Source organism: Cellulomonas sp. Marseille-Q8402 (assembly GCF_965119525.1).
In genome coordinates, this window is record NZ_CBCPLX010000001.1 from 2318888 (window position 1) to 2343897 (window position 25010).

Below are 25010 nucleotides of genomic sequence, written 5' to 3' on the forward strand. Positions count from 1 at the left end.
GTCGGTCGGTCGGGCGTCCCCACGCTAGGCAGGCCGGCCCGTGCGTCACCTCCGCCGTGGGGTGGAGATCCGGGGCCGGCGGCTCAGTCCGCCGTGACCTCGGTGACCTGCCCGTCCTCCACGTGCCAGCGGCGCGTCAGCCGCACCGAGTCGAGCATCCGCCGGTCGTGCGTCACCAGCAGCACGGTGCCGTCGAACGCCTCCAGCGCCTGCTCGAGCTGCTCGATGGCCGGGAGGTCCAGGTGGTTGGTCGGCTCGTCCAGCACCAGCAGGTTGACCCCGCGCGCCTGCAGCAGCGCCAGCGCGGCTCGGGTGCGCTCGCCCGGCGACAGCGACGCCGCGGGGCGGTTGACGTGGTGGCCGCCGAGGCCGAACTTCGCGAGCAGCGTCCGCACGTCGGCGGTCGTCCAGTCCGGCACCTCGCGGGAGAACGCGTCGACCAGCGCGGCGTCGTCCTCGAAGGCGGCGCGCGCCTGGTCGACCTCGCCCACCAGGACGCCCGAGCCGAGGTCCACCCGCCCGGCGTCCGCCGCGAGCCGCCCGAGCAGCAGTCCCAGCAGCGTCGTCTTGCCCGCGCCGTTCGGACCGGTGATCGCCACGCGGTCCCGCCAGTCGAGCTGCAGGTCGACGGGCCCCAGCACGAAGTCGCCGCGCCGGACGCTCGCGGCCCGGGCGGCGACGACCACCGTGCCCGACCGTGGCGCGGCGGCGATGGTCATCTGCAGCTGCCACTCCTTGCGCGGCTCCGCGACGACGTCGAGCCGCTCGATCAGCCGCTCGGTCTGCCGGGCCTTGGCCGCCTGCTTCTCCGAGGCGTCGGCACGGAACTTGCGGCCGATCTTGTCGCTGTCGGTGGCCTTGCGCCGGGCGTTCTTCACGCCCTTGTCCATCCACGCCCGCTGCATCCGCGCCCGCGCCGACAACGCGTCCCGGCGGGCGGCGTAGTCCTCGTAGGCCTCGCGGGCCTGGCGCCGGGCCGTCGACCGCTCGTCGAGGTACGCGTCGTACGTGCCGCCGTAGACGACCACCCGCTGCAGGCTCCGGTCGATCTCGACCACCGACGTCACCGTCCGGCTGAGGAACTCGCGGTCGTGGCTGACGACGACCACCGGCGCGTCCACCCGGTCGACGAAGTCCTCGAGCAGCGCGAGCCCCTCCAGGTCCAGGTCGTTGGTCGGCTCGTCCAGCAGGTAGAAGTCGTACCGGGACAGCAGCAGCGCGGCGAGCCCGACGCGGGCGGCCTGCCCGCCGGACAGCGCGGTCATCGGGAGCTCGGGGTCGACGTCGAGCCCCAGGTCGGCCAGGACGGATCCCCGGCGCGCGTCGAGGTCGCCGCCGCCCAGCGCCATCCACCGCTCCAGCGCCTCGGCGAACTCGTCGTCGGCACCGGGCTCGCCCGCACCCAGGCGCTCGGCGGCCGCGTCCATCGCCACCTGCGCGGGCCCCACACCCGTGCGGCGCTCCAGGTGCGCGCGCACCGACTCGTCCGCCCGGCGCTCGATCTCCTGCGCGAGGAACCCGAGCTGCGCGTGCGGCGGGGACACCGCGACCGCGCCCTCGTCGGGCGCGCGCAGCCCGGCCAGGATGCGCAGCAGCGTGGACTTCCCGGCGCCGTTCGGCCCGACCAGGCCGACGACGTCCCCCGGCGCGACCACCAGGTCGACGCCGGAGAACAGCTCGCGGTCGCCGAAGCCCGCGCCGACACCCTTGGCCTGCACCGTGGCACTCATGCGGCCATTGTCCGGTGCGGGCGGGCCGCACGGCACCACGCTCAGGCGGCGGTGTCGCCCACCGGCTCCTCGGCGCGGGGCGCGTCCAGCCGCCCGCTCCGCCGCAGCCACCGCTCGGCGAGCAGCGTGAACATCGGCGGGACCGACGCGGCCAGCGCCACCAGCGTCACCCACCAGCCCCAGCGCAGCCGGATCCCGGCGACGACGGTGATCCCGGCGTAGGCCAGGAACACGAGCCCGTGCGCCTGCCCGAACACCTGCACGCCGACCTCGGTGGTGTGCGTGACGTGCTTGAGGACCATCCCGACCAGCAGCCCCGCCCAGGTCGCTGCCTCGAGGATCGCGACGATCCGGAACGCCTGCGCGTCCGGGTGGGTCAGCTGCTTCACGGGTGGGCGCTCCTGGGGATCGACGTCCGGGTCGGGACGACGGTAACCCACGGGCGCGGTGCCGGGACGGCTCAGGCCACCAGGTCGAGCACGGCGCCGAGCAGCGCCGTCACCCCGATCCCCAGCGCCGTCCAGAACACCATGCTGCCGCCGACCCAGGCGGTGAACCGCGCACGGCTGCCCGGCTCCCAGAGCGGAGCGGGGTCGAAGCGCAGGTGGTGGACGACGTCGCGCACGGTCGTGCCGGTACCGGACGGCACGGTGGCGGCGGGGCTGGTCATGGTGGCTCTCCTCGTGGGTGAGACGGACGGGCCGGGGTCGCCGGCTCGCCGCCCATCATCGACCCGCCGCCTCGCACGGCCCTGGGCACATGGGCCCGGTCCGGGTGTCAGCCGTCCGCGCGGAGCGGCAGCCCGCGCACGCTCCGGAACTCCCGCGCGCGGCCGTCGACGGGGTCGGTGAACGCCAGCTCCGCGGCGAGCAGCTGCAGCGGCCGGGAGAAGTCGTCGACCTCGACGTCGCGCACCTCGGGGTAGAGGGGGTCGTCCACGATCGGGATGCCCAGTCCGAGCAGGTGCAGCCGCAGCTGGTGCGTGCGGCCGGTGCGCGGCGACAGGCGGTAGACCCCGCGGCCGTCGACCTCCCGCTCGAGCTCCACCAGCGTCTCGGCGTTGACCGGGGCGCCGGGCACGACCTCGGCCTGCCACGACCCGCGCTCCTTGCGGATGTGGTCCCGCACCACGACCGGCAGCTCCAGGTCGGCCCGCAGCGGCGCGAGCGCCCGGTAGGTCTTGCGCACCTCCCGGCGCTCGAACACCGTCTGGTACGGCCCGCGCCACCGGGCCTCGGTCGCCAGCATGAGCAGCCCGGACGTCACCCGGTCCAGCCGGTGCAGCGGGGACAGCTCCGGCAGGCCCAGCTCGGCCCGCAGCCGCACGACGACGCTCTGCATCACGTGCCGGCCGCGCGGGATCGAGGACAGGAACGGCGGCTTGTCGACGACCACCAGCCGCTCGTCGCGGTGCACCACGTGGATCGTGCCGGGGACCTCGGGCTCCTCACGCAGGTCGCGGTGGAAGAACACGAACCGGTGCGGGGCGAAGGGGTCGTCGTCGCGGACCGCGCGGCCGTCCTCGTCGACGAACCGCTGGTCGGCCAGCATCGCGGGCACGTCGACGTGCTCCGGCAGCCGTTCCCGGAGCCAGGCGCCCATGGTCGTGCGCTCCACCGGCCGGGTGCGGTCGAGGTCCGGGGTGCGCAGCCAGGCCGCGCTCAGCCCGTGGCGGGCGGGGAGCGGGGAGCGGGGCGGCACCCGGCGATGCTACGGGCCGCGCTCAGCCGCGGGCCGCGAGGAACGCCAGGACCCGCCCGGTGGCGAGGTCCGCGGCGGCCGGGTCGTGGTCCGGGTGCCCGGGCTCGGCGAACAGGTGCCCGGCGACGGGGTACACGAACAGCTCCGCGCCCGGCACGGTCGCGGTGAGCTCCGCCTCCGCGTCGAGCTCGCGCCACGGGTCCTGCTCGGCGACGTGCGCCTGCGCCGGGACGCCGTCGGGCCACGTGGCGTCCCACCAGGACGGGGCGACGGCGCCGTAGAGGAACACCGCGCCGCGCGCCCCCGGCCGGGCGAGGACCTGCTCGGCGGCCCGCGCGGCACCGAAGGAGAGGCCGGCGTACACGAGCTCGGCGGGGAGGCCCGCGACGGCGTCGCGCGCCCGGCGGGCAAAGACGTCCTCGCCCTGGGCCTCGACGAACGCGACGCCCGCGGCCACGTCGGCGAACGTCGCGCCGTCGAACAGGTCGGGCGTGTGCACGACGTGCCCGGCGGCGCGCAGCGTGCCCGCGAGCGCGTGGACGCCCGCGGTGAGACCACCGGAGTGGTGAAACAGGACGACCTCGGCCATGCGACGACGGTACGCCGGGGCGCCGACGCTCAGCCCGTGCCGACCCGCCCGGCGTCGTAGGCGGCGCGGCTGCGCTCGATCTCCGGGTTGTGCTCGGCCGCCCACTCCGCGAGGGCCGCCGCGGGCGCGATGAGGGTGCGGCCCGTCGCGGTGAGCGCGTACTCGACCCGCGGCGGCACCTCCGGGTAGGAGACGCGCGTGACGAGGCCGTCCCGCTCGAGGTGCCGCAGGGTGAGCGTCAGCATCCGCTGGGAGATCCCCGGCACCCGGGCGCGCAGGTCACCGAACCGCTGCGGTGCGCCGTCCAGCGTCGCGAGCGTCAGCAGCGCCCACTTGTCCCCCATCCGGTCGAGGATCGCCCGGACCGCGCGGCCGGCGTCCCCGCGGATCGAGCAGGCGGTGGTGGTGGCGGTCATGCCGCTCCTCCCGGTCGGTCGGGCACACGCGTGTGCCTTTTGTACGCCCCCGGATGGCCGTCCAGGATGCCCGCATGATCATCGCCTACTGGGTCCTCGCCGCGCTGCTCGCCGCGTTCTACCTCTACTCCGGCGGCAAGAAGGTCGCGCAGGACCGCGACCGGCTCCGCCCGATGATGGCCTGGGTCGACGACCTGCCCCTGGCGGCCGTCCGCGCCCTCGGCGTGCTCGAGCTGCTGGGCGCGGTGGGCCTGGTGCTGCCGCCGCTGGTGGGCGTCCTCCCGGGTCTCGCCGTGGCGGCCGCGATCGGCCTCGCCCTCCTGCAGGTCGGCGCCGGCGCGCTGCACCTCTCCCGGGGCGAGGCACGCCAGACGCCGATGAACCTGGTGCTGCTGGTCCTCGCGGGGGTCACCGCCTGGCTGGCGACGACCTGGATCGGCTGACCGGCGCCGCTCAGAAGACGGTGCGGCGGACCGACTCCGGGTGCAGCACCAGCCGGACCTGCTCCTCGGCCAGGATCCCGGCGAGGTCGGCGGCGCGGACCGGGTCGTCCAGGTCCCAGTAGCGGGCGGCGAGCCGTGCGGCCAGGTCGTGCGCGCCGTCCGTCTCCACGGTGCCGCTCCCGGTCACGGCCACCCAGTGCTCGCGCTCGCCCACGGGGGCGGCGACCACGATCGAGGCGCGCGGGTCACGGCGCAGCCGGCGGACCTTGAGCGTGCCCGGGCCGGTGAACAGCTGCACCGTGCCGTCGTCCGCGACCTCGAACCACACGGGCCGGGGCTGCGGCGGCACCGGACCGGCGGCCGCGGTGAAGAAGCCGTGCAGCGGGCGGCGGAGCAGGCCGAGGTCCTCGGCGGTCAGGGTGCTGCTGCCGTCGGTCACCGGGTCCTCCCGGGTCGGGGGGTGACCAGCGCGTCGTACGCCTCGGCGAACCGGGCGCGCCGCTCGGCGTAGTGCTCGACGTGCGCAGGCACGGGCTCGTAGGTCGACCCCACGGCCCGCGCCGCGCGCGGGACGTCCGGCGCGAGCACGTCCAAGGCGAGCAGGGCCGTGCCGCGCTGCGTCGCGCGCCGGCGGGTGACGTGCGTGACCGGCCGGCCGAGCACGTCGGCGAGGACCTGCAGCCACGCGGGCTGGTCGGAGCTGACCCGGCCCGACGCCGCCACCTCGACGACCTGCGGCGCGGCCGGGTGCAGCTCGTCCGCGACCCGCGCGTACGTGATCGCCACGCCCTCGACGACCGCCCGGAACAGGGCGTCCGGCCCGGTGGCCGCCGACACCCCGGTGAACGTCGCCCGCGCACCGCCGACCCAGCCCGGCGCGCGCTCACCGGTCAGGTACGGGAGCACGAGGGGCGTGCCGGCGTCGGGCGGCGCGGCGAGGACGTCCGCGAGCGCCGGGCTCAGCCGCAGCGTGCTCTGCGCCCAGCTGACCGCGCGGCCGACGTCGTTGATCGCGCCGCCGAGCAGGGTGCGCCGCGCGTCGACGCGGTAGTTCCACAGCCCGAAGGGCAGCGGGTCGGCGGGCCCGTCGACCAGGACCCGCAGCGCGCCGCTCGTCGCGGTGGACGCCGTCATCACGGTCGCGTCCGTCGCCCCGGACCCCACGTTGCTCGCGAAGCCGTCGGTGATCACGGGGAACCACACGGCGCGGGCGAGGGCCGGCCAGCGTGCCGGGGCGACCGCGGGCGCCGGGTCCGTGGGATCCCGCGGCGGGTTCAGGTGGCCGGGATCGATCCCCGTGGCCGCGAGCAGCTCGGCGTCGAGCGCACCGGTGCGCCGGTCGAGCAGGCCGGTCCACGCCACCGTCGACGTCCCGGCCAGCGGGAGCCCGACCAGCCGGTCCAGGACGTACTCGCCGAGCGACCACCAGCCCGCCGCTGCGACCACGACGGCCGGGTCGGCGCCGGCGAGCCACCGGAACCGCGGCGCGTGGTAGCTGGTGTGCAGCCGGGTGCCGGTGCGCTGCTGGACCGCGTGCTCGTCGAGCTCCGCCCGCAGCTCCGCGACCGCCGCCGCGCTGCGGGAGTCCGCGTACGTCAGGCACGGGGTGAGCGCACGGCCCGCCGCGTCGACCGCGATGAGCGACGCGGCGAACGTGTCCAGCGCGACGCCGGCGACCCGGGTGCCCAGCCGCGGGTCCGCGGTCACGGCGTCGAGGACCTGCCCGACCTCCGCCGTCACCTGCTCGGGGTCGATGACCGACATGCCGTCCGGCGCGACCGTGAACGCGTGCGGCACCTTGTGCTGCAGCCCGTGCACCCGCCTGCCGGACGCGTCGTGGACGCCGCCGCGCGTGGCCGTCGAGCCGATGTCGACCGCGAGCACGAGCGGGTCCAGCGCCGCGTCGAGGGCGACGTCGTCGTCGGTCCGGGTCATCGGGAGTCCTCGTCGTCGGCGGCGCGGGGTCTGCTTCGACCCTAGCCGCGGGGGGCCGTCACGGCACGACGCGCCCGCCGGTCCAGGTCGCGTCGGCGCGGGTGAGCACGACCCGCTCGTGCGGATCCGTCGAGATGTCGAGCCGGTCGATCCGGTCGACCCGCACCTCGACCCACGCGAACCGGTCGAACCAGGCGTCCTCGTCCTCGTCGGGCGCCGCCGGCTGCGCACCGGGGGCGAGCGGCGTGCCCGGCGACGACGGCGAGCCGTAGCCGCGCCGGGTGCGCGGCCCCAGGGCGTCCCACCGGCGTCGTCGCTGCTCGGGGTCCGCGACGACGGTCGCGCGTCCCTCCAGCCGGACCTGGACGCCGGTGCCCTCGTCCCAGACGGTCAGCGCCACCCGCGGGTGCTGCTGGATCTCGGCGATCTTCGCCGAGCGCGCGTCGGTCGCGAACGCGAGGCTGCCGGCCTCCGGGTCGCAGTCCCGGAGGATGACCGCCCGGAGCCGGGGGGACGCCGAGGCGTCGACCGTCGCGAGGGTGGCGAGGGTGTACGCGGTGCGCCGGGTCGTCGCCTCGGCCAGCGCGGCCCACGTCGCGGCCGCCGTCGTGCCGGGCCCGGGCGCCGGGTGATCCGGGGTCACGAGCCGGGGGGCGGAGCGATCGCGTCCAGCACCATCGGCAGCAGCCCGGGGAAGCGGCGGTCGAGCTCCTCGGTCCGCAGCCAGTTCCGGTGGCGGGTGCCCTGCACCTCCTGCCGGATCAGCCCGGACTCCCGCAGGACGCGCCAGTGGCGGGTGAGCGCCGACTTGGAGACACCGAAGTCGGACGCGCTGCACGACCTGCCCGGCTCCTCCGCGAGGTAGGCGACGATCGCCCGGCGCACCGGGTCGGACAGCGCCGTCATCACCTCGAACAGCTCGATCTCCTCCTCGGCCGGGATCGTGAGCGGCTGCGCCAGTCGACTGGCCACGGGCCCCCTCCTCGCTCGGTGCGGCACGACATGTACGCGCCAACGTGTACATTGCTATGTACGCGCCTCAGCGTACATCGAGCGGAAGTGGGACCACATGAAGATCGCCGTGATCGGGGCCGGCGCCATCGGCGGCAACCTGGCTCGCGTGCTCGCCCAGGCCGGGCACGACGTCCTGGTCGCCGACGCCCGCGGCCCCGAGGGCGTCGCGACCGAGGTCCTGGCGACCGGGGCCCGGGCCGTCGACCTGGACGCCGTGACCGCCGACCGGGACGTCGTCGTCCTGTCGGTCCCGTTCTCGAAGCAGCCCGAGCTCGCCGGCCTGGTCGCGACCGCTCCGGCGGCGGCGGTGGTGGTCGACACGTCGAACTACTACCCGCACCTGACCGGGCACGTGGCGCAGGTCGACGCGGGCCAGGTCGAGAGCCTCTGGAGCCAGGAGCAGCTGGGCCGCCCCGTCGTCAAGGCGTGGAACGCGGCGCTCGCCGCGACGCAGCAGACCCGTGGACTCCCCTCCGGCGCGCCCGGGCGCATCGCCCTCCCGGTCGCCGCGGACTCGGCGGAGGCACGCCGCACCGTCATGCGGCTCGTCGACGACACGGGCTTCGACCCGGTCGACGCGGGCACCCTCGCCGACTCCTGGCGCCAGCAGCCCGGCACGCCCGCGTACTGCACGGAGCTCGACGCCGCGGCGCTGCGCGACGCCCTGCAGGCGGCGGACCGGGAGGCCGCCCCCGGCCACCGCGACCGCCTCCTGGCCCAGCTCGCCGACCTCGCGGAGGCGCCGTCGCTGGACGAGGTCGTGGCCGCGAACCGGGCGGGCACGGCTCCCGGGAGGCGGTGAGCCGTCCGGCGCGCTCCGCGGCAAGGCTGCGCGACGGTCCGCCCGGGCTCACCGAGCGGGTGCGTCCCCGCAGGCGGGCGGCGCTCCTGACAACCAGGTTCCGTTATGGGAACCCAGTTGTCATGAGTGGATTGGTCCGCACCGTCGACGCCGCCCAGCGGCTCGGGCTGTCGACCCGTCAGGTCCGCAAGCTCGTCGCGGCCGGGAAACTCAAGGAAGCGGCGCGAGGCGTCCTGGACGGGACGTCCGTCGACCTGTACGCAGCCATCGAGCACACGGGTACCCAGGCGTGGGCACCGCAGACGGCCTGGGCGGCAGTGGCGCTCCTGTCCGACGCGGGTGCCCCCTGGATCGGAGGAGCGCAGCTGGCCCGGCTGCGTCGCAGGCTTCGAGGAATGACGCCTCAGCAGCTCGTGGAGCGCACTCGAGGCCGCGCGACCGTCACCCGGTACACGGCACACCGATCGGCACTGCCTCGGATGGCCGGCGAGCTCATCCGTCCTCCCAGGGAGGTTCTCGGACTAGCCGCCACGATGGATGCCGCCCTCGACGGGTACCTCGGCACCGACTCCCTCGAGCGTGTCGTGCGCGCGTACGCGCTCAAGGAGGACCCCGACGGGAACGTCACCCTCCGCACCACCGCGATGGAGGGCGACGTGGTGCGCAGTCTCGCCGCTCGACCCGTGCTGGCCGCACTCGATCTCGCGACGTCTCTCGACACCCGCGAGCGCTCCGCGGGGCTCGATCTCCTGCGCGATGCACTGGACGGACCTCGGCGATGACCGACCGGCTCGTCCTGGACATCCCGGCGCCACCGGGAGGATGGGGACCGCCCTGGCCGAACGTCGCCGAGATCGAGTCCGCTCTTCCCCATGACCGGTGGAGTCTCGTCGGCGGGCTCATGACCCAGCTCCACGCCGCCCACAACGGGATCTACTCGGTGCGCCCGACGGATGACGTCGACATCGTGCTGCACATCGAGACCGCTCGCGGCCTCCCCGGCGCGGCCGCGGCGGCGCTCGAGGGGATCGGCTACCAGCTCCTGACGTCGCTCGACCCGCAGGACACGACCGCTCACCGGTTCGTGCGCGGCGGGCAGGTGGTCGACGTCGTGACCGCGGGACGGCCACCCGTCCCTGCACGCGACGTGGTCGACGTGCTGATCACCGACCACCCGGCGCCACGTGTGGTGGGCCGGTTGCACGGCAGGGAGATGATCGCGATCGAAGGAGGGACCCAGGCCCTGCGTCGCACGGTCCTGGCGACGCTGCGGATCGGGGACGACGCCGCGACGACGATCAGCACCCCGTCGGTGTTCGGTGCGCTCGTGCTCAAGGCGGCCGCGTTCCGGACCGACTCGCGCGACCCGAAGCGGCACCTGCAGGACGCCGCGATCCTGCTCGCGTGCCTGAGCGACCCTTTCGAGGCGCGGGAGGCGTACGCAGGATCGGACCGCTCACGGATGCTGACGTCGGGACGCAGCCTGCCCGACGAGGCGCCGCAGTGGCGACTGCTGGGCGACAGGGCACCAGAGGGGCCAAGCGGCTCTGCGGGTCCTGGTCTCCCCTGACTGAGGGGAGCAGCCGAGGTCGACTGACCCTCAGGCCCCCTCGGAACGCCCCTCGCGCCAGTACCCCATGAACGCGACGGCCTTCCGGTCCACCCCGCAGGTCCCGACCAGGTGCCGCCGGAGCGTCTTGATCGCCCCGGCCTCCCCCGCGAGCCACGCGTAGAGCGCGGCCGACTGCCGCAGCGGCTCGCCGGTGGCGTGGTCCACGGGGACCTCCCACAGGATGCCGGCGTCGATGTCGACGTCCTCCAGCTCCATGCCCTCCGGCAGCGGCGCGTCGTGCGGCATCAGGCGCTTGCACGCGGCCTGGACCGCAGGGACGAGCAGCGAGCCGTGGGCGGCGCCGTCGCGCGGCAGCCAGCGGACCGTCACGCCGGCCGGGGCGTCGACGGGGATCGCGTCGCCGGTGACGGGCACCTCGATCAGGGCCTCGCCGCGGGCGTCGCGGGGCAGCCGCTCGAGGATGCCGGCGATGGCGGGGGCCGCGGTCTCGTCGCCTGCGAGCAGGAGCCGGTCCGCGTGCGCCGGCGGGACGAAGTCGATGCCGCCCGACGGACCGGTGTGCTCACGGTTCGGGCCGAGGATGACCAGGCTGTCGCCGACCTGCGCGCAGCCGGCCCAGGCCGAGGCGGGGCCGCCGTCGCCGTGCAGCACCATGTCGACGTCGAGCTCGCGGACGTCGTGGCGCGCGGTGCGCGCCGTGTAGGTGCGGATGGGGTGCCGCAGCTCGTCGGGCAGGTCGCGCCACTGCAGGTACCAGGACTCGCCCTGGGGGACGGTGTCGTAGCCGCAGGGCAGAGGGAGCAGCAGCTTGATGCGCTGGTCGAACCCGTTGTCGGCGAACTGGTCCAGGTCCTCGCCGGTGAACGTGAACCGGCGGAACGAGGGGCTGAGGTCCACGATCCGCGCCACGCGGACGTCGAAGAAGCGGAACGGCGTGGTGACGGCCGGCGCGGTGGTGGACGCTGTCATGCCGTCACCGTAACCCGAAGGCAAGGCTTACCTCACCCCCTCTGTGACACATCCCACAGGGCGGACACATCGCGGCGATCAGGCGGCGGTGGTGCCGAACAGCAGGCCGAGCAGGTAGGTCGCGGCGGCCGCCCCGAAGCCGATCGCCAGCTGGCGCAGAGCGCGCTTCGCGGGCGACGCCCCGGAGAGGACGCCGACCGTCGCCCCGGTGCCGAGCAGCGCCACGCCCACGAGCGCGCTCGCCAGCCCGACGGCCGGCCAGCCCTCCAGGCCGATCAGGTACGGCAGGACGGGGACGACGGCGCCGCCGGCGAAGAAGCAGAAGCTGGCCCCGGCCGCGCCGACCGCGCTGCCGACGGTCTCGTGCTCGTCGACCTCGGGCGCGGCCTCGTCCTCGGCCGCGACGGCCGATGCGGGTGCCACGCCGTCGAGCACGACGAGGTTCGCGAGGACGGTGTCGGCGCGCTCCCGGGCGTCCTCCGCGCTCATGCCCCGGGCCCGGTAGACGAGCTCGAGCTCGTTGGCGTCCAGGTCGAGGTGCGGGAGCGCCTCGCGCGCCTGCCGGCTGGGCCGGGACGCCTCGAGCAGCTCGCGCTGCGACCGGACCGACACGTACTCGCCGGCGCCCATCGAGAGCGCACCGGCCAGCAGGCCGGCCAGGCCGGTGAACAGGACGGTGGAGGTGGCGACGCCGCTGGCGCCGATGCCGAGCACCAGCGCGAGGTTGCTGACCAGGCCGTCGTTCGCGCCGAACACCGCGGCGCGGAAGGTGCCGGAGATCCGGTTGCGCCCGCGCATCGCGAGGCTGCGGACGACCTCCTCGTGGATCCGCTCGTCCGCCGCCATCGTCGGGGTGGCGTCGACGTCCTCGCCGTAGGCGGAGCGGGCCTCGGCCCGCTGCGCGAGGGCCAGCACGAACACGCCGCCGAACCGGCGGGCGAGCGCACCGAGCGCCCGGGACCGGTAGTCGCCGCGCAGCGGGCGGCCGACCCGGTCGCCGAGCAGGTCGAGCCAGTGCTGCTCGTGGCGCTTCTCGGCGTCGGCGAGCGCGAGCAGGATCGCGCGCTCCTCGCCGTCCCGACGGGAGGCGAGGTCGCGGTAGGCGGCGGCCTCGGCGCGCTCGTCGGCCAGGTAGCGGCGCCACCGGCGGATCTGGCGCGCTGTGGGGCCGGTGGGGCGGGTGGGGCTGTCGACGGGTGGCACGGTCGTCCATCGTGAGGCCCGGAACGGCGCGCGTCACGCGTTCCGGGCCGATTCGGGCGGCCGAATCGAGGTGTCGGGTCGACCGCTGCCGACCCGTGCGGGCGACCGGTCCGCGCGGTCAGTCCTCCCAGGGCGGGGTGTCGTCGAGCTTCGCGTAGTACTTCGCGAGGTGGCTCTTGACCCGGTCGACGTCCTTGGCGGGCAGGTCGATGCCCCCGCGCGAGCCCTGCATCACCGCGGCCGCGGCGAACACGCCTCGGGGCACGGCGATCAGCTTCCCGCCCACGACGTCCGCGATCAGGAGCTTGTAGGCGGTGAAGTTCTGCTTCGCGTCGGCGTCGTACCAGACGTGCGCGTCGCGGTACTTCTCGTTCGGGTCGTCCTCGGCGCCGGCCCAGGCGCGGACCCGCTTCTCGGCGGCGGCGCCGTCCCACTCCCGGTCGCGGTCGGCCAGGGGCAGGTCCTGGAACGCAGTGACGGCCATCTCAACCCTCCGGTTTGGCAAGTGTGGCGTTGGGCAACGGTGCGGCTCAGGACGACGGGGCAGCGGCGCGGAGCTTCTCCAGCAGCGGCGCCGCGGCCTCGTCCAGGAACCGCTGCTGCCCCTCGTCGCCGACCTGCACCAGCGCGATGTCGGTGAAGCCGGCCTCCCAGTACGCGGACACGGCCTCCACGACGGCGTCCAGGTCGGGACCGCAGGGGATCGTCTCGGCGACGTCGTCCGGGCGGACGTACTGGCTGGCGGCGGCGAACGCCTCGGTCGTCGGCAGGTCGGCGTTCACGTGCCAGCCACCGGCGAACCACCGGAACTGCTCGTGCGCGCGCTCCTTCGCCGTCTGCACGTCGGGGTCCCAGGAGATCGGGATCTGCCCGATCTTCCGCGACGGCGACGGGGTGCCCTCGCCGATCTCCTGGGCGGCCTGCGCCCGCGCCTCGTCCCAGCCCGACAGGAGCTCCGCGTCCGGCTCGGTGGTGATCAGGTGGTCGGCGAGCGGGGCGAACCGGGAGATCGACTGCGCGCCCGAGACGGCGACGCCGATCTCGACCGGCTGCTCCGGCCGGTCCCAGAGCTTCGCGGAGTCCGTCCGGAAGTGGACGCCGTCGTAGGTGAGGCGCTCGCCGTCCAGCAGGGCGGTGATGATCTCGACGGCCTCCTCGAGCATGTCGTGCCGCTCGCCGACCGCGGGCCAGCGCTCGCCGACCACGTGCTCGTTGAGGTTCTCGCCCGCACCGAGGCCCAGGGTGAACCGGCCGTCCGACAGCACGCCGAGGGTGGCGGCCTTCTGCGCGACGACCGCCGGGTGGTAGCGGACGATCGGGCAGGTCACGTACGTCATGAGGTCGACGCGGGAGGTCGCCTGCGCCACGGCACCCAGCAGCGACCACGCGTAGGAGGCGTGCCCCTGCTCGTCGACCCACGGGAAGTAGTGGTCGCTCGACACCTCGAAGTCGAAGCCGAGGCGCTCGGCCTGGACCGCGTACCCGACGAGCTGCTTCGGCCCGGACTGCTCGGTCATGAGGGTGTACCCGAATCGCGTCATGATCCGACTCTCCCCCGCCCGCCCCGCCACGGCATCTGGAGCGCCCGCCCGCCGGCGAGACCCCGCCGAGGTAGAGCATCCCGGCCGAGGTAGAGCGGTAGGGCGCTCTACCTCGGCGCGATCGCTCTACCTCGGCGAGCCGGCGGGCGGCGGGGCGTGCGTCAGGCGGTCGGCAGCGCCGCGCGGAGCGCCTCCGTCAGCGGCGTGGTGGGGCGGCCGGTCAGCCGGGACAGGTCGCCGGACGTGCCGGCGAGCAGGCCGTCGCGGGTGTTCTCCTCGAGCGCGACGACGAACCCGACCGTGCCCTCGTCCAGGCCGGCGGCGGTGAGGTCCGCGCGGCGCTGCTCGGACGACACGGCGCGGTAGGTCACGGGCCGGCCCAGCACCTCGGTCGCGGCGGCGGCGAGGTCCTCGAAGCCCCACGCCTCGTCGCCGGACAGCTCGTACACGGCGTCGTCGTGGCCCTCGGTCCGCAGCACGACGGCCGCGGCGGCGGCGAAGTCGTCCCGCGTCGCGCTGGCGACCCGGCCGTCGCCGAACGCGCCGACGATCTCGCCGGACTCCCGCGCCTGCTGCACGTCGCCGACGTAGTTCTCCGTGTACCAGCCGTTGCGCAGGATGGTGAAGACCAGGCCGGAGGCCCGCAGGATCTCCTCGGTGGCCTTGTGCTCGGGGGCGAGCACCAGCGGGGTGGTGTCGGCCTTCGGTGCGGAGGTGTAGACCACGCGGCGCACGCCGGCGCCCTTGGCGGCCTCGATCGCGGCGCGGTGCTGCTCGACCCGCTGCCCGACCTCGCTGCCCGAGACGAGCAGCACGACGTCGGCGCCCTCGAAGGCGGCGGTCAGCGTGTCGGGCTGCGCGAAGTCGGCGGTCGCGACGCGCACGCCGCGCTCCGCGAGGTCCGCGAGGCGCTCGGTGCGGCGGCCGGTGGCGACGACCTGGTCGGCGGGGACGCCGTCGGCCAGCAGGTGCTCGACGACGAGGCGGCCGAGGTGGCCGGTGGCACCGGTGACGACGATCGACATGGGAGGACTCCTTCTCGGTGGGGCGGCACCGGACCCGTGACGCGTCCGGCACCCCGCCCAACCCCGGGAGGTCGGCCACCCTTCCCGATCGCCGGTACCCACTTTCGCGTAAGGTACTGGCATGACGGTAAGCATCGAGGACAGCGCCCTGAACGGTCTCCTCACCGACGGGGTCCTGCCGTCCGCGTGCCCGAGCCGGGTCGTGCTCGACCACGTGACCAGCAAGTGGGGCGTGCTCGTGCTCGTCGCGCTGTCCGAGCGGACGCTGCGCTGGGGCGAGCTCCGCCGGGTCGTCGAGGGGATCAGCGAGAAGATGCTCGCCTCCACGCTGCGCACCCTGGAGGCCGACGGCCTCGTGCTGCGCGAGGCGACCCCGTCGATCCCGCCCCGCGTCGACTACTCGCTCACCCCGCTCGGCCGGGACCTGGCCGCGCACCTGCTGCCGCTCATGACCTGGATCGTCGGCCACGCCGAGGGCATGCTCGCCGGCCGCTGAGCCCCGGCGCCCCAGGGTCCCCCCAGGCGCGGCGCCTAGGATGGCCGCCCGCAAGCCGCCACCGACCGAAGGACGAGCACGTGCGCCGTACGGCCGCCACCCTCCTCGCCGCCTCCCTGCTCCTGCTCTCCGCGTGCAGCAGCGGCGACCCCGACGACTCCGCGTCGCCCTCGCCCTCGGCGAGCACCGCGGCGACCGCGAGCGCGGAGGACGTCGCCGCCCTCGAGGCCGTCACCGTGACCGGTGAGCCCGGCGCCGCGCCGACCTTCGACTTCGAGCAGCCGTTCACGGTGTCCGCCCCCGTCGCGCGGGTCGCGACCCCCGGCACCGGCGCCGAGGTCGTCGAGGGCGACCTCGTCACGATGAACATCGCCGCCGTGAGCGGCGCCGACGGCACCAGCCAGGGCGGCACCTACGGCGCCTCGCCCGAGTCGTACATCGCCGAGAGCCCGACCCTGCCGGACGTCCTGCTCGACCAGGTCATCGGCCAGCAGGTCGGCGCGCGGATCCTCTACGCCAACCCGGCGTCCGACCTCACGCTGATCCTGGCGGTCGAGATCATGAGCTCCGAGGCCGTGCCGACGCGCGCCGAGGGCACCCCGGTCACCCCGCTGCCCGAGGGCCTGCCGACCGTGACGCTCGCGGAGGACGGCCAGCCGTCCATCGAGACCGTCGACACGGACCCGCCCGCGGAGCTGGTCGTCCAGCCGCTGATCACCGGCACGGGCGCGACCGTCGAGGCCGGCCAGAACATCACCATCCAGTACAGCGGCTGGCTGTGGGACGGCACCGCCTTCGACTCCTCCTGGGAGAACGGCACCCCGCTGTCCACGTCGCTGAGCAACCTGATCCAGGGCTGGCAGCAGGGCCTGGTGGGCCAGACGGTCGGCAGCCAGGTGCTGCTGATCATCCCGCCGGACCTCGGGTACGGCGACGAGGACACCTCCTCGATCCCCGGCGGCTCGACGCTGATCTTCGTGGTGGACATCCTCACCGCGTCCTGACGCACCGCACGCGCACAGGGACCTCGGCCGCACCAGCGACCGAGGTCCCTGTCTTTCGTGCGAGGTCCGTGGTTAGCCTGGCGTCCCGGCACCCACCAGGAGACCTCGATGGACACGGCAACGACGCCGACGGTCCGGAACGTGGCGCTCGTCGGCCACGGCGGATCGGGCAAGACGACACTCGCTGAGGCCCTGCTCCTGCGCGCCGGGGCCGTCCCCCGGGCGGGGCGGGTCGAGGACGGCTCGACGGTCTGCGACCACGAGCCCGAGGAGGTGGCCCGCGGCTCCTCCGTGGCGCTCGGCGTGGCCGACCTCGACTGGACCTGCAGCCAGGGCTGCCCGCACCGCGTCACCCTGCTCGACACCCCGGGGTCGCCCGACTTCGCGGGGGCGGTCGACGCGGCCCTGTCCGTCGCGGACCTCGCGGTGGTGGTGGTGAGCGCCGTCGACGGGGTCCAGTCCGGGACCGAGGCGGCGTGGCGGCGGTGCGACGAGGCGGGGATCCCCCGCCTCGTCGTCGTCTCCCAGGAGGACCGGGCCCGCGCGGACTTCCACCGGGTGCTCGGCCAGGTGCGCGACCTCGCGGCCCGCACCGGCCACGACCCGGCCGGCGTGGTGCCGCTCGAGCTGCCGCTGGGCGAGGAGCAGGCGCTGCACGGCGTCGCCGACGTCCTGTCCGACCGGGGCCTCGACTACACGCCCGACGGCCGGCACCAGGACTGCGCCCTCCCCGACGACGTCGCCGACGAGGAGCACCGGCTGCACGACGAGGTGACGGAGGAGATCGTCGCCCACGACGACGACCAGCTGGAGCGCTACCTGGCGGGCGACGAGCCCGACGCCGCGGACCTGGAGCGGACCCTGGCCCGGGAGGTCACCGGCGGTGCGGCGGTGCCGGTGCTGGTCGTGTCCGCGGCCACCGGCGTGGGCGTCGACCGGCTGGCGGACCTGGTGTGCGAGATCGGGCCGTCGCCCGCGGACCGGCCGGCGCGGCTCCGGGTGGGCGGCGACCAGGGGCCCACCACCGAGCTGCCCGCGGACCCCGCCGGCGAGCCGGTGCTGCACGTGTTCCGCACGGTCGCCGACCCCTTCGTGGGGCAGGTGTCCGTGTTCAAGGTGCTGTCCGGCACGGTCCGGCCCGGCGACCGCCTCGTCAGCACGAGCACCGGCGCCGAGGAACGGCTGCACGGGCTGTTCCGGCTCCGCGGCCGGGAGCACCTGCCGGTGGACGTCGTCCCGGCCGGGGCCATCGCGGCCGTCGCCAAGCTGACTGCCACCTCGACCGGCACCCTGCTGGCCGCCCGCGCCCAGCCCGTGCGGCCGGCGGGCCTGCCCGAGCGGCTTCCGGTCCTCGGCGTCGCGCTGGTGCCGGTGAGCCAGGCCGACGACGACAAGCTGTCCGCGGCGCTGACCCGGCTCGCCGCGGAGGACCCCACCCTGCGGGTGGAGCGGACGGCGCACCAGGCGGTGCTGCGCGGGCTCGGCGACGCCCACCTCGCGGTCGCCGTCGAGCGGCTCGCCCGGGTGTTCGGCGTGCACGTCACCACCGAGCCGGTGCGGATCGCCTACCGGGAGACGCTCGCCGCGCCCGCCGAGGCCGAGGGTCGGCTGAAGAAGCAGTCGGGCGGGCACGGGCAGTTCGCCGTGGTGCAGCTGCGGCTGCGGCCGCGGCCGCCGGGGTCGGGCTTCGCGTTCGTCGACTCCGTGGTCGGGGGCGCCGTGCCGCGGTCGTACCTGCCGTCCGTCGAGCGCGGCGCGGTCGAGGCGCTCGCCGCCGGCGGTCCGCTCGGGCACCCGGTGGTCGACGTCGAGGTCGAGGTGCACGACGGCAAGGCGCACGCGGTCGACTCCTCCGACATGGCGTTCCGCACGGCGGCCGCCGCCGGCGTGCGGGCCGCGCTCGCCTCCGCCGGCACCGTGCTGCTCGAGCCGACGTTGCACGTGACCGTGGTGGTGCCGCCCGAGGCGCAGGGCGACGTGCTGGGCGACCTGTCCGGGCGGCGCGGGCGGATCACCGCCAGCAGCACCACCGACGACGGGCGGGTGCGGATCGAGGCCGTGGTGCCCGAGGCCGAGGTGGTCCGGTACGCGCTGGACCTGCGGGCGCTCGCCGGCGGGCGCGGCGAGGTGGTGCTCGCGCCCGGCGGCTACGACGTCCGCCCGGGCCACCTGGCCCGGGCGTGAGCACGCCGGCTCAGCCCGCGACCGCCTCCGGGACCGGGGTGCCGGTGCCGAGCCGCCCGGCGTAGACGTCGATCTTCATCTCGATCGCGGCCAGGTGCTCCGTCACCTCCGCGAGCTGCGCGCGCACCGCGTCCCGGTGCGCCTGCAGCATCGCCATCCGCTCCGGCTCCGTGCCGTCGCCCTGCCGCACCAGCTCCGCGTACGCCCGGATCTCCCGGATCGGCATGCCGGTCGAGCGCAGCCGGGTGAGCAGGTGCAGCCAGCCGAGGTCGCGCTCGGTGTACCGCCGGTGCCCCGACGACGCGCGTGCCACGTCGTCCAGCAGCAGGCCGTCGCGCTCGTAGTAGCGGAGCGTGTGCGGCGAGAGCCCGGTCGCCGCGGCGGCCTCGGCGATGGTGAGCGTGCGGTCGTCGGTCACGGTCACCAGCATGCGCCTCGTCACCGCCCGATGGTGCTCATGTCGGGGTACCGGTCGCCGGCGACGGCGTCCGGCGGCACGGCGTCCGCGAGCGCCGCGAGGTCGTCGCCGGTGAGCCGGAGCTCCGCGGCCCCGACGTTCTGCTCGAGGTAGCGCACCCGCCGCGTGCCGGGGATCGGCACGACGTCGTCGCCCTGCGCGAGCACCCAGGCGAGCGCGAGCTGCGCCGCCGTCGTCCCGCGGGCTGCCGCGAGCGCCTGCACCCGCTCCACCAGGGCGCGGTTCGCGTCGAACGCCGTGCCGGCGAACCGGGGGTTCGCCCGCCGGAAGTCGTCCGGCGCCAGGTCGGACGCCGTCGTGATCGCGCCGGTCAGCATGCCGCGGCCCAGCGGCGAGTACGGCACCAGCCCGATGCCGAGCTCGCGCAGCGTCGGCAGCACCTCGGCCTCGACGTCGCGCGTCCACAGCGAGTACTCGGTCTGCACCGCCGTCAGCGGGTGCACGGCGTGCGCGCGGCGGATCGTGGCCGCGCCGGCCTCGGACAGGCCGAGGTGCCGCACCTTGCCGGCCCGCACGGCCTCGGCCAGCGCGCCCATCGTGTCCTCGACCGGCACCCGCGGGTCCATCCGGTGCAGGTAGTACAGGTCGACGTGGTCGACGCCGAGCCGCTGCAGGCTGGCGTCCAGGGCGGCTCGCACGTACTCCGGGCGCCCGTCGACGGACCGCGTGGTGACCGAGGGGTCCGGGTCGCGGACGATGCCGAACTTGGTCGCCAGCACGACCTCGTCCCGGCGGCCGGCGATCGCCCGCCCGACCAGGCGCTCGTTGGTGTGCGGGCCGTAGATGTCCGCCGTGTCGAGCAGCGTCACGCCCAGGTCCAGCGCCCGGTGGATCGTCGCGACGGACTCCCGCTCCTGGTCGGAGCCGGGCGCGGACGTGGCGCCGTAGAACTCGGACATGCCCATGCAGCCGAGCCCGAGGGCGGAGACGGTGAGGGCGGTGCCGTGCGCGGCGCTGCCGAGGGTGCGGGTCGAGAGGCTCATGCGGTCGACCGTCCTCCTTGGAGCGCGCTCGAAGTCAACCCACCGCGCAGACCGGGGCGTCCGGCCGTAGCGTCGAGGCACACCCGCACTCTCCGAGGAGGACCCGTGAAGCTCCGCCATCTCCCGATCCGGCTCGGTGCCGGCGCGTACATCCTGAGCTCCGGCGTCGACAAGCTGGGCGCCGACGACGACACCGCGGGCGGCCTGCACGGCATGGCGGCCGGCGCGTACCCGTTCCTCGCCGACATCGACCCGAAGACGTTCACCAAGGCGCTCGCCGCCGCCGAGATCGGCCTGGGCGCCGCCCTGCTGGTGCCGGTGCTGCCCCGCGTGGTCGTCGCGACCGGGTTCACCGCGTTCTCCGCCGGGCTGGTCGGCATGTACGCCCGCACCCCGGGGCTGCGCCGCGGCGCGAGCGACCCCCGGCCCAGCGAGCAGGGCGTCGCCGTCGCCAAGGACGTCATCATCTTCGGTGCCGCCGCGTCGTACCTGATCGACGCCGTGACGTCCTCCGCCAAGAAGGCCGGCGTGAAGGCCGCGAAGAAGGCGAAGAAGGCCGTCACGCACTGACCCTCGGACGCATCGGCCCGGGACAGGACGCGGGCGGCACCTGACTAGGCTCGGTGCCGCCCGTCGTCGTCCCCGCCACCCTCAGGAGCGCCATGCGCCAGCCAACCCGCTGGGAGCAGATCGGCCAGCAGAACCCCGACCGGTCGGCCTGGTACGTCGAGCGGTTCCGGACGATGGCCGCCGAGGGGGCCGACCTGGCAGGCGAGGCCCGGATGGTCGACGCGATGCTCGCGCGCGGGTCGCGGGTGCTCGACGCCGGCAGCGGCCCCGGGCGCGTCGGCGGCGAGCTGCTCCGGCGCGGTCACACCGTCGTCGGGGTCGACGTGGACGCGCTGCTGGTCGAGGCCGCCCGCGCCGACCACCCCGACGGCGACTGGCACGTCGGCGACCTCGCCGAGCTCGACCTGCCCGCGGCGGGCGTGCCCGAGCCGTTCGACGTCGCGGTCATGGCCGGGAACGTGCTGACGTTCGTCGCGCCCGGCACCGAGGTCGCGGTGCTCCGGCGGATCCGCGCGCACCTGGTCCCCGGCGGGCGGCTGGTCATCGGGTTCGGCGCCGGGCGCGGGTACGCGTTCGAGGCGCTGGACCTCGACGCGCGGGAGGCGGGGCTCCGGGTGCAGCACCGGTTCTCGACCTGGGACCTGCGGCCCTTCGACGCGGACGCCGACTTCCTGGTCGCGGTGCTGGGCTGAGCCGCTACGGCACCCGGAGTACCCGCACCGGGTCGGACCGCGCGCCCGCGACCGCGGGAACCACGCAACCGGCGACGGTGCTGAGGACGGTCAGGACGAGCACCGCGGCGAGGAACCCGGCCCCCGGTGCTCGACCTGCCGCCTGCGCGGCGATGCCGGCTCCGGCAGCCACACCGATGGCCGCACCCCCGAGCGCCGCGAGGCCGGTGTGCAGCACGACGATCACGACGGCGGCAGACCGGGTCGAACCGAGCGCTCGCCGTCGGCCCAGATCGGTACGTCGAGCGAGCGTGCTCATCCACGTGACCACAAACGACACGACGACGCCGCAGGCGAGCACGGTCGCGAGCAGGACCAGAGCGTCCCGGTCGAGCCGCTCCGCCAGCGCTTCCCGCAGCGCCACGACGCCGGCCGACGTCTCCACGTCCAGGGCGTCGCCGTCGGCCCCGTCGGCCGGCAGCAGGCTCCGGACGGCTTCCGCTACGGCGGCCACCGACTCCGGGCCCTCGGCGCGGACGTAGACGTGCAGCAGCCGGGTACCCGCCGGGTCGCCCTCCGGCACGACCAGCGCGAGGTCCGCCAAGCGGTCCAGCGGCCCCGCAGCCGTGTAGCCCCCGACGACCGCCACCCGTGCGTCGGCCGTGGCGAGGCTCCCTGCCGGCACGGCCATCCGGAGCGCTGCCTGCGCCCGTTCCCCGACCCACGCCTCACCCGGCACGGGAAGCCGCCCGGCGCGCAGCTCCAGCTCGGCCGGAAGTCCGCCGACCACCGGACGCAGCGGCACGCCGACGGCACCCACCTGCAGCGCGGCGTTCGCGACGTCGACGACCGGACCGAGGCCGAACGCCCACGTGACTCCCTCCACCCCCTCGACCGCGGCGACGAACCGTCCGTCGAGCACCGGCTCGGCGCCGACGTCGCTCACGACCACCAGGGCGGACCCCAGTCCGTCGACGGTGTCGAGGACCGCTCGGCGGGAGGCGTCGGACCGCCCGGCGGTGGACGACGCCAGGAGCGCGACCGTCGCGGCGAGCACGGCGACGAGGACGCTCGTCACCCACTGCGCCCGCACGCTCCGCACCGCCTCGGCCGCGATCGTCGCCCCGGGTCGGGAGGGTCGCGCGACGCCCGTCACCGCAGCTCCACGCGGTGGTCGGCGCGCTCGACCAGGCGCGGGTCGTGCGTCGCCACCACCACCGTGGCACCCTCCGCCGCCGCATCGCTGAGCGCGGACCACACCACGTCCGCGTTCGCGGTGTCCAGGTTCCCCGTGGGCTCGTCCCCGAGCACGAGTCCCGGTGAGAGCAGCAGCGCCCGGCACAGCGCGACGCGCTGGGCCTGACCGCCGGACATCTGCCCGGGGCGGTGCGCGACGCGGTGCCCCACGCCCATCCGGTGCAGCAGCTGCACTGCCCGGGCCCGCGCCGCCGCTCGCGGGACGCCTGCGAAGACAGCGGGCTCGAGCACGTTGTCCAGTGCGGACCTCGACGGGTCGAGCAACGCGTCCTGGAACACGAATCCGACGCGGCGGCTCCGGATCGCGGACCGCTCGGGGTCGGGCAGCCCGCTCGCCGGCACACCGTCGACCAGCACCACGCCGCGATCTGGCTGCAGGAGGAGACCCAGCAGGTACAGCAGCGTCGACTTGCCCGAGCCCGACGGGCCGGTCACGACCGTGGTGGCGGCGTCCGGGAAGGTCGCCGTCAGCCCGTCGACCACAGGCCGACCGGCGGCGCGGTACCCGAAGGTCAGGTCCTCGACGTGCAGCCGCGTCACGGCTCCTCCGCGAACATCACCAGCACCTGACCGGCGGAGAGGCCCTCGACCACGGCAAGGCCGCCGTCCGCCGCGAGGACGCGCACGGCTGCCTCCGCACCCGAGGCGAGCTCGACGGACACCGCACCTCCCGGTCCGGTGCGCAGCGCAGCGACCGGGACCACCATGCCGGACGCCTCCGGGACGACGACGACCTCGGCGGTCAGCACCGCGACCCCCTCGGACAGCGGGACGAGCCCGCACGCGTCCGCGCACACGGGCCCACCGTCAGGCCCGGCCAGCGGTACGGTCAGGCGGCCGTCGGCGTCGGCGATGGCCGTACCCGTCGCCGCAGCCCACCGCGTCTCCCCGACGACGACGGTCACCGTCTCACCCGGCCCGGGCAGGCGGCGCTGTCCCTCCTCGGCGACGAGTGCGAACGCGGGGTCGCCGACCTGCGCGACGCCGAGGTCGGCACCCGCCTCCACCCGCGCGCCGATCCCCACGTCGTCACCGAGCTCGACCCACGCGGGAAGTGCTGAGGTGAAGACGACGTCCCCCGCTCGCACCACACCGTCGGGCGCGACCCCGAGCGAGCGCTGCCAGGCACGGACGGCGCGGACCGTCGACGGGCCCAGCACGCCGTCGGCCTGCGCGCGCAGGTGCCCGGCGTCGCGCAGGTAGGCCTGGAGCTGACGGACGTCCTCCCCTGCGTCGCCCTCCTGGAGGTCGCGGTACGAGGGCACGGCGCCCAGCAGAGCCACCACCGGACGCTCGTCCACGCGCAGCAGGACCGCACCGGGCTCCACGAGCTCGCCGCGTGCAGCACCGTGCCCGGTGATCACACCTCCGCCTGGCACGACCCCCAGCGGCACGCGTTCGCGCGCGGCGTGCGCGGTGTAGGAGGCCGTCCGACCGACGGATCCCTCCTGCACCGTGTACGTCAGGCGCTGGACCTCCCCGCCGCCGGCGGCGGGCGCCGGTCCGAGCAGCTGCCACCCAGCCGCCACCCCGGCGCACGCGCTGACGACGCAGGCCAGCAGCCACGCTGCCGCGGTGCGGCGCCGGTCCGTGCTCCTCAGTCGGCCCACCACGGCTCCGGGCACTCCTCGACCAGCTCGTTCATCTCCGCAGCCGGCAGCCGCCGGGGCAGATCGCCGTACGGCCCCCACTCCGTCGCCCCCGGTGCGCCCCGTTCCCCGGATCCCGTGAGCTCCTCGACGAACGCCTCCTCCGACGGTGGTGGCGGCACCTCGTGGCCCGCGTCGCGCACGCACCGCCAGGTGTCGACCTGGCGCTCGTAGACCAGGGCGGCGCGCTCACGGGTCAGCGCGCCCATCGCAGCACCGAGACCCAGCTCACCCCGGCACGCGTCCCTGTCCGCCTCCCAGAGCGGGTAGTCCGCGTCGTCGAACGGCTCGACGACGCCGCCCGCCCCGTCGACGGTGACGTTCCAACCCCTCGCGGTCACGCACGCCTGCAGACCCTCGCGGTACTCGGCCTGACGCTGTGCCTGCTCCGCCATCCACCCGGGACGCTCGAAGGGCACCTCGGGTGCCGCACCCCCGTCGGGCGCGCACCCGGCGGTCGCGACCGCCACACTCGCGACGACGAGGCCTCGACGCGCGGCGGTCGCGAGAGCGGTCACGAGCACCTGGTCCCCGCCGAGTAGATGCTCGTCGCCGCGGTGACGCTCGCCTGGACCACGTACTGCTGACCGGAGTACGTGGTCGCCCCGGCGTTCGACTTCACGCCCTTGTCCCACGACTTCCCGTCGGCGCGGTGGGTGGTCTGCCCCGTGGTCTGCGAGGCCACGATGACCTCACGGAGCACGCAACCCCGCTCGAACATGGTCTGCGTGGATGCTGCGTCGGAGGCCGCCGCACCCACGAGAGCCAGCGTCCCCG

At 75.4% G+C, this 25010-nt stretch carries 31 protein-coding genes; 9 read left to right on the forward strand and 22 right to left on the reverse strand.

The window, feature by feature from the left end; translation table 11 throughout:
• Positions 1–83: 83 nt before the first annotated feature.
• The 6 genes from ACWPWW_RS10715 to ACWPWW_RS10740 form a co-directional block, all read right to left on the reverse strand.
• Complete coding sequence (locus ACWPWW_RS10715) at positions 84–1730, reverse strand: ABC-F family ATP-binding cassette domain-containing protein (protein WP_454050282.1); 1647 nt, start codon at positions 1728–1730, stop codon at positions 84–86.
• A 41-nt stretch (positions 1731–1771) separates the two neighbouring features.
• Positions 1772–2119 (reverse strand): DUF3817 domain-containing protein, encoded by a 348-nt coding sequence (locus tag ACWPWW_RS10720; protein WP_454050283.1) that lies wholly within the window; start codon positions 2117–2119, stop codon positions 1772–1774.
• Positions 2120–2190: 71 nt separating this feature from the next.
• Positions 2191–2400 (reverse strand): hypothetical protein, encoded by a 210-nt coding sequence (locus ACWPWW_RS10725; protein WP_454050284.1) that lies wholly within the window; start codon positions 2398–2400, stop codon positions 2191–2193.
• Positions 2401–2507: 107 nt separating this feature from the next.
• Positions 2508–3431 carry a pseudouridine synthase gene (locus tag ACWPWW_RS10730; RefSeq protein ID WP_454050285.1) on the reverse strand — a complete coding sequence of 308 codons (924 nt, stop codon included), beginning with the start codon at positions 3429–3431 and terminating at the stop codon, positions 2508–2510.
• Positions 3432–3453: 22 nt separating this feature from the next.
• On the reverse strand, positions 3454–4020 hold the full coding sequence (locus ACWPWW_RS10735) for a dienelactone hydrolase family protein (RefSeq protein WP_454050286.1): 567 nt from the start codon (positions 4018–4020) through the stop codon (positions 3454–3456).
• Between the two features lie 29 nt (positions 4021–4049).
• On the reverse strand, positions 4050–4436 hold the full coding sequence (locus tag ACWPWW_RS10740; RefSeq protein ID WP_454050287.1) for a winged helix-turn-helix transcriptional regulator: 387 nt from the start codon (positions 4434–4436) through the stop codon (positions 4050–4052).
• Between the two features lie 74 nt (positions 4437–4510).
• Here ACWPWW_RS10740 and ACWPWW_RS10745 point away from each other — a divergent pair, with 74 nt between their 5' ends.
• Complete coding sequence (locus ACWPWW_RS10745; protein ID WP_454050288.1) at positions 4511–4879, forward strand: DoxX family protein; 369 nt, start codon at positions 4511–4513, stop codon at positions 4877–4879.
• A 10-nt stretch (positions 4880–4889) separates the two neighbouring features.
• Here the strand turns inward: ACWPWW_RS10745 and ACWPWW_RS10750 are convergent, their stop codons facing one another.
• The 4 genes from ACWPWW_RS10750 to ACWPWW_RS10765 are packed head-to-tail and all read right to left on the reverse strand — an operon-like array spanning position 4890 to position 7786.
• Complete coding sequence (locus ACWPWW_RS10750; protein WP_454050289.1) at positions 4890–5318, reverse strand: pyridoxamine 5'-phosphate oxidase family protein; 429 nt, start codon at positions 5316–5318, stop codon at positions 4890–4892.
• A complete protein-coding gene (locus ACWPWW_RS10755; protein ID WP_454050290.1) occupies positions 5315–6814 on the reverse strand; it encodes a gluconokinase in 1500 nt (499 codons plus the stop codon). The genes ACWPWW_RS10750 and ACWPWW_RS10755 overlap by 4 nt, the downstream gene beginning before the upstream one ends.
• A 58-nt stretch (positions 6815–6872) precedes the next feature.
• The gene (locus tag ACWPWW_RS10760) at positions 6873–7457 is read right to left on the reverse strand and encodes a pyridoxamine 5'-phosphate oxidase family protein (protein WP_454050291.1); all 585 of its coding nucleotides are present in this window, start codon (positions 7455–7457) and stop codon (positions 6873–6875) included.
• Entirely contained in the window at positions 7454–7786 is a 333-nt protein-coding gene (locus ACWPWW_RS10765; protein ID WP_454050292.1) for an ArsR/SmtB family transcription factor, read from the reverse strand. Before ACWPWW_RS10765 ends, ACWPWW_RS10760 begins: the two co-directional genes overlap by 4 nt.
• Here ACWPWW_RS10765 and ACWPWW_RS10770 point away from each other — a divergent pair.
• The 3 genes from ACWPWW_RS10770 (at position 7758) to ACWPWW_RS10780 (ending at position 10200) form a co-directional block, all read left to right on the forward strand.
• Positions 7758–8630 carry an NADPH-dependent F420 reductase gene (locus tag ACWPWW_RS10770; RefSeq protein ID WP_454050293.1) on the forward strand — a complete coding sequence of 291 codons (873 nt, stop codon included), beginning with the start codon at positions 7758–7760 and terminating at the stop codon, positions 8628–8630. The genes ACWPWW_RS10765 and ACWPWW_RS10770 overlap by 29 nt on opposite strands.
• A gap of 122 nt (positions 8631–8752) precedes the next feature.
• Entirely contained in the window at positions 8753–9412 is a 660-nt protein-coding gene (locus ACWPWW_RS10775; protein WP_454050294.1) for a type IV toxin-antitoxin system AbiEi family antitoxin domain-containing protein, read from the forward strand.
• A gap of 119 nt (positions 9413–9531) precedes the next feature.
• On the forward strand, positions 9532–10200 hold the full coding sequence (locus ACWPWW_RS10780) for a hypothetical protein (protein ID WP_454050295.1): 669 nt from the start codon (positions 9532–9534) through the stop codon (positions 10198–10200).
• Between the two features lie 30 nt (positions 10201–10230).
• Here the strand turns inward: ACWPWW_RS10780 and ACWPWW_RS10785 are convergent, their stop codons facing one another.
• The 5 genes from ACWPWW_RS10785 to ACWPWW_RS10805 all read right to left on the reverse strand — a co-directional run bounded on the left by ACWPWW_RS10785 (position 10231) and on the right by ACWPWW_RS10805 (position 14941).
• The gene (locus ACWPWW_RS10785) at positions 10231–11172 is read right to left on the reverse strand and encodes a siderophore-interacting protein (protein WP_454050296.1); all 942 of its coding nucleotides are present in this window, start codon (positions 11170–11172) and stop codon (positions 10231–10233) included.
• A gap of 78 nt (positions 11173–11250) precedes the next feature.
• Entirely contained in the window at positions 11251–12375 is a 1125-nt protein-coding gene (locus ACWPWW_RS10790; protein WP_454050297.1) for a VIT1/CCC1 transporter family protein, read from the reverse strand.
• Between the two features lie 118 nt (positions 12376–12493).
• A complete protein-coding gene (locus tag ACWPWW_RS10795) occupies positions 12494–12859 on the reverse strand; it encodes a hypothetical protein (RefSeq protein ID WP_454050298.1) in 366 nt (121 codons plus the stop codon).
• A 46-nt stretch (positions 12860–12905) separates the two neighbouring features.
• Positions 12906–13916: a TIGR03557 family F420-dependent LLM class oxidoreductase gene (locus ACWPWW_RS10800; RefSeq protein ID WP_454050299.1), complete on the reverse strand. Its 1011-nt coding sequence runs from the start codon at positions 13914–13916 to the stop codon at positions 12906–12908.
• 161 nt (positions 13917–14077) lie between these two features.
• Positions 14078–14941 (reverse strand): SDR family oxidoreductase, encoded by an 864-nt coding sequence (locus ACWPWW_RS10805; RefSeq protein ID WP_454050300.1) that lies wholly within the window; start codon positions 14939–14941, stop codon positions 14078–14080.
• 121 nt (positions 14942–15062) lie between these two features.
• On the opposite strand from ACWPWW_RS10805, the gene ACWPWW_RS10810 reads away from it, so the two are divergent.
• From ACWPWW_RS10810 to ACWPWW_RS10820, 3 genes are all read left to right on the forward strand, one after another.
• Positions 15063–15437 (forward strand): winged helix-turn-helix transcriptional regulator, encoded by a 375-nt coding sequence (locus tag ACWPWW_RS10810; protein ID WP_454050301.1) that lies wholly within the window; start codon positions 15063–15065, stop codon positions 15435–15437.
• Positions 15438–15517: 80 nt separating this feature from the next.
• The gene (locus ACWPWW_RS10815; RefSeq protein WP_454050302.1) at positions 15518–16441 is read left to right on the forward strand and encodes an FKBP-type peptidyl-prolyl cis-trans isomerase; all 924 of its coding nucleotides are present in this window, start codon (positions 15518–15520) and stop codon (positions 16439–16441) included.
• A 108-nt stretch (positions 16442–16549) separates the two neighbouring features.
• Positions 16550–18625, forward strand: coding sequence for an elongation factor G (locus tag ACWPWW_RS10820; protein ID WP_454050303.1), 2076 nt, complete (start codon positions 16550–16552; stop codon positions 18623–18625).
• Positions 18626–18635: 10 nt separating this feature from the next.
• Here ACWPWW_RS10820 and ACWPWW_RS10825 read toward each other — a convergent pair whose 3' ends face one another.
• Together ACWPWW_RS10825 and ACWPWW_RS10830 are read right to left on the reverse strand one after the other, a co-directional pair.
• Positions 18636–19067 carry a MerR family transcriptional regulator gene (locus tag ACWPWW_RS10825; protein WP_454050304.1) on the reverse strand — a complete coding sequence of 144 codons (432 nt, stop codon included), beginning with the start codon at positions 19065–19067 and terminating at the stop codon, positions 18636–18638.
• Positions 19064–20086: an aldo/keto reductase gene (locus ACWPWW_RS10830; protein WP_454050305.1), complete on the reverse strand. Its 1023-nt coding sequence runs from the start codon at positions 20084–20086 to the stop codon at positions 19064–19066. Before ACWPWW_RS10830 ends, ACWPWW_RS10825 begins: the two co-directional genes overlap by 4 nt.
• A gap of 105 nt (positions 20087–20191) precedes the next feature.
• On the opposite strand from ACWPWW_RS10830, the gene ACWPWW_RS10835 reads away from it, so the two are divergent.
• Positions 20192–20656 (forward strand): hypothetical protein, encoded by a 465-nt coding sequence (locus ACWPWW_RS10835; protein ID WP_454050306.1) that lies wholly within the window; start codon positions 20192–20194, stop codon positions 20654–20656.
• 92 nt (positions 20657–20748) lie between these two features.
• Positions 20749–21348, forward strand: a complete 600-nt coding sequence (locus ACWPWW_RS10840; RefSeq protein ID WP_454050307.1) for a class I SAM-dependent methyltransferase — start codon at positions 20749–20751, stop codon at positions 21346–21348.
• A gap of 4 nt (positions 21349–21352) precedes the next feature.
• Here ACWPWW_RS10840 and ACWPWW_RS10845 read toward each other — a convergent pair whose 3' ends face one another.
• The 5 genes from ACWPWW_RS10845 to ACWPWW_RS10865 form a co-directional block, all read right to left on the reverse strand.
• Positions 21353–22405 carry an FtsX-like permease family protein gene (locus tag ACWPWW_RS10845; RefSeq protein WP_454050308.1) on the reverse strand — a complete coding sequence of 351 codons (1053 nt, stop codon included), beginning with the start codon at positions 22403–22405 and terminating at the stop codon, positions 21353–21355.
• Between the two features lie 74 nt (positions 22406–22479).
• The gene (locus ACWPWW_RS10850; RefSeq protein WP_454050309.1) at positions 22480–23124 is read right to left on the reverse strand and encodes an ABC transporter ATP-binding protein; all 645 of its coding nucleotides are present in this window, start codon (positions 23122–23124) and stop codon (positions 22480–22482) included.
• Positions 23121–24197, reverse strand: coding sequence for a peptidoglycan-binding domain-containing protein (locus ACWPWW_RS10855; RefSeq protein ID WP_454050310.1), 1077 nt, complete (start codon positions 24195–24197; stop codon positions 23121–23123). The genes ACWPWW_RS10850 and ACWPWW_RS10855 overlap by 4 nt, the downstream gene beginning before the upstream one ends.
• Positions 24182–24628 (reverse strand): hypothetical protein, encoded by a 447-nt coding sequence (locus tag ACWPWW_RS10860; RefSeq protein WP_454050311.1) that lies wholly within the window; start codon positions 24626–24628, stop codon positions 24182–24184. Before ACWPWW_RS10860 ends, ACWPWW_RS10855 begins: the two co-directional genes overlap by 16 nt.
• A 119-nt stretch (positions 24629–24747) precedes the next feature.
• Positions 24748–24936 carry a hypothetical protein gene (locus ACWPWW_RS10865; protein WP_454050312.1) on the reverse strand — a complete coding sequence of 63 codons (189 nt, stop codon included), beginning with the start codon at positions 24934–24936 and terminating at the stop codon, positions 24748–24750.
• Between the last annotated feature and the right edge of the window lie 74 nt (positions 24937–25010).

What these genes read in the sequence shown, in the direction of transcription:
- ACWPWW_RS10715 (WP_454050282.1), bottom strand. Translation starts at nt 1,730, where the DNA reads ATGAGTGCCACGGTGCAGGCCAAGGGTGTCGGCGCGGGCTTCGGCGAC.
- ACWPWW_RS10810 (WP_454050301.1), top strand. Translation starts at nt 15,063, where the DNA reads ATGACGGTAAGCATCGAGGACAGCGCCCTGAACGGTCTCCTCACCGAC.
- ACWPWW_RS10735 (WP_454050286.1), bottom strand. Translation starts at nt 4,020, where the DNA reads ATGGCCGAGGTCGTCCTGTTTCACCACTCCGGTGGTCTCACCGCGGGC.
- ACWPWW_RS10795 (WP_454050298.1), bottom strand. Translation starts at nt 12,859, where the DNA reads ATGGCCGTCACTGCGTTCCAGGACCTGCCCCTGGCCGACCGCGACCGG.
- ACWPWW_RS10780 (WP_454050295.1), top strand. Translation starts at nt 9,532, where the DNA reads ATGACCCAGCTCCACGCCGCCCACAACGGGATCTACTCGGTGCGCCCG.
- ACWPWW_RS10740 (WP_454050287.1), bottom strand. Translation starts at nt 4,436, where the DNA reads ATGACCGCCACCACCACCGCCTGCTCGATCCGCGGGGACGCCGGCCGC.
- ACWPWW_RS10820 (WP_454050303.1), top strand. Translation starts at nt 16,550, where the DNA reads ATGGACACGGCAACGACGCCGACGGTCCGGAACGTGGCGCTCGTCGGC.
- ACWPWW_RS10860 (WP_454050311.1), bottom strand. Translation starts at nt 24,628, where the DNA reads ATGGCGGAGCAGGCACAGCGTCAGGCCGAGTACCGCGAGGGTCTGCAG.
- ACWPWW_RS10800 (WP_454050299.1), bottom strand. Translation starts at nt 13,916, where the DNA reads ATGACGCGATTCGGGTACACCCTCATGACCGAGCAGTCCGGGCCGAAG.
- ACWPWW_RS10725 (WP_454050284.1), bottom strand. Translation starts at nt 2,400, where the DNA reads ATGACCAGCCCCGCCGCCACCGTGCCGTCCGGTACCGGCACGACCGTG.
- ACWPWW_RS10830 (WP_454050305.1), bottom strand. Translation starts at nt 20,086, where the DNA reads ATGAGCCTCTCGACCCGCACCCTCGGCAGCGCCGCGCACGGCACCGCC.
- ACWPWW_RS10785 (WP_454050296.1), bottom strand. Translation starts at nt 11,172, where the DNA reads ATGACAGCGTCCACCACCGCGCCGGCCGTCACCACGCCGTTCCGCTTC.
- ACWPWW_RS10840 (WP_454050307.1), top strand. Translation starts at nt 20,749, where the DNA reads ATGCGCCAGCCAACCCGCTGGGAGCAGATCGGCCAGCAGAACCCCGAC.
- ACWPWW_RS10805 (WP_454050300.1), bottom strand. Translation starts at nt 14,941, where the DNA reads ATGTCGATCGTCGTCACCGGTGCCACCGGCCACCTCGGCCGCCTCGTC.
- ACWPWW_RS10755 (WP_454050290.1), bottom strand. Translation starts at nt 6,814, where the DNA reads ATGACCCGGACCGACGACGACGTCGCCCTCGACGCGGCGCTGGACCCG.
- ACWPWW_RS10775 (WP_454050294.1), top strand. Translation starts at nt 8,753, where the DNA reads ATGAGTGGATTGGTCCGCACCGTCGACGCCGCCCAGCGGCTCGGGCTG.
- ACWPWW_RS10745 (WP_454050288.1), top strand. Translation starts at nt 4,511, where the DNA reads ATGATCATCGCCTACTGGGTCCTCGCCGCGCTGCTCGCCGCGTTCTAC.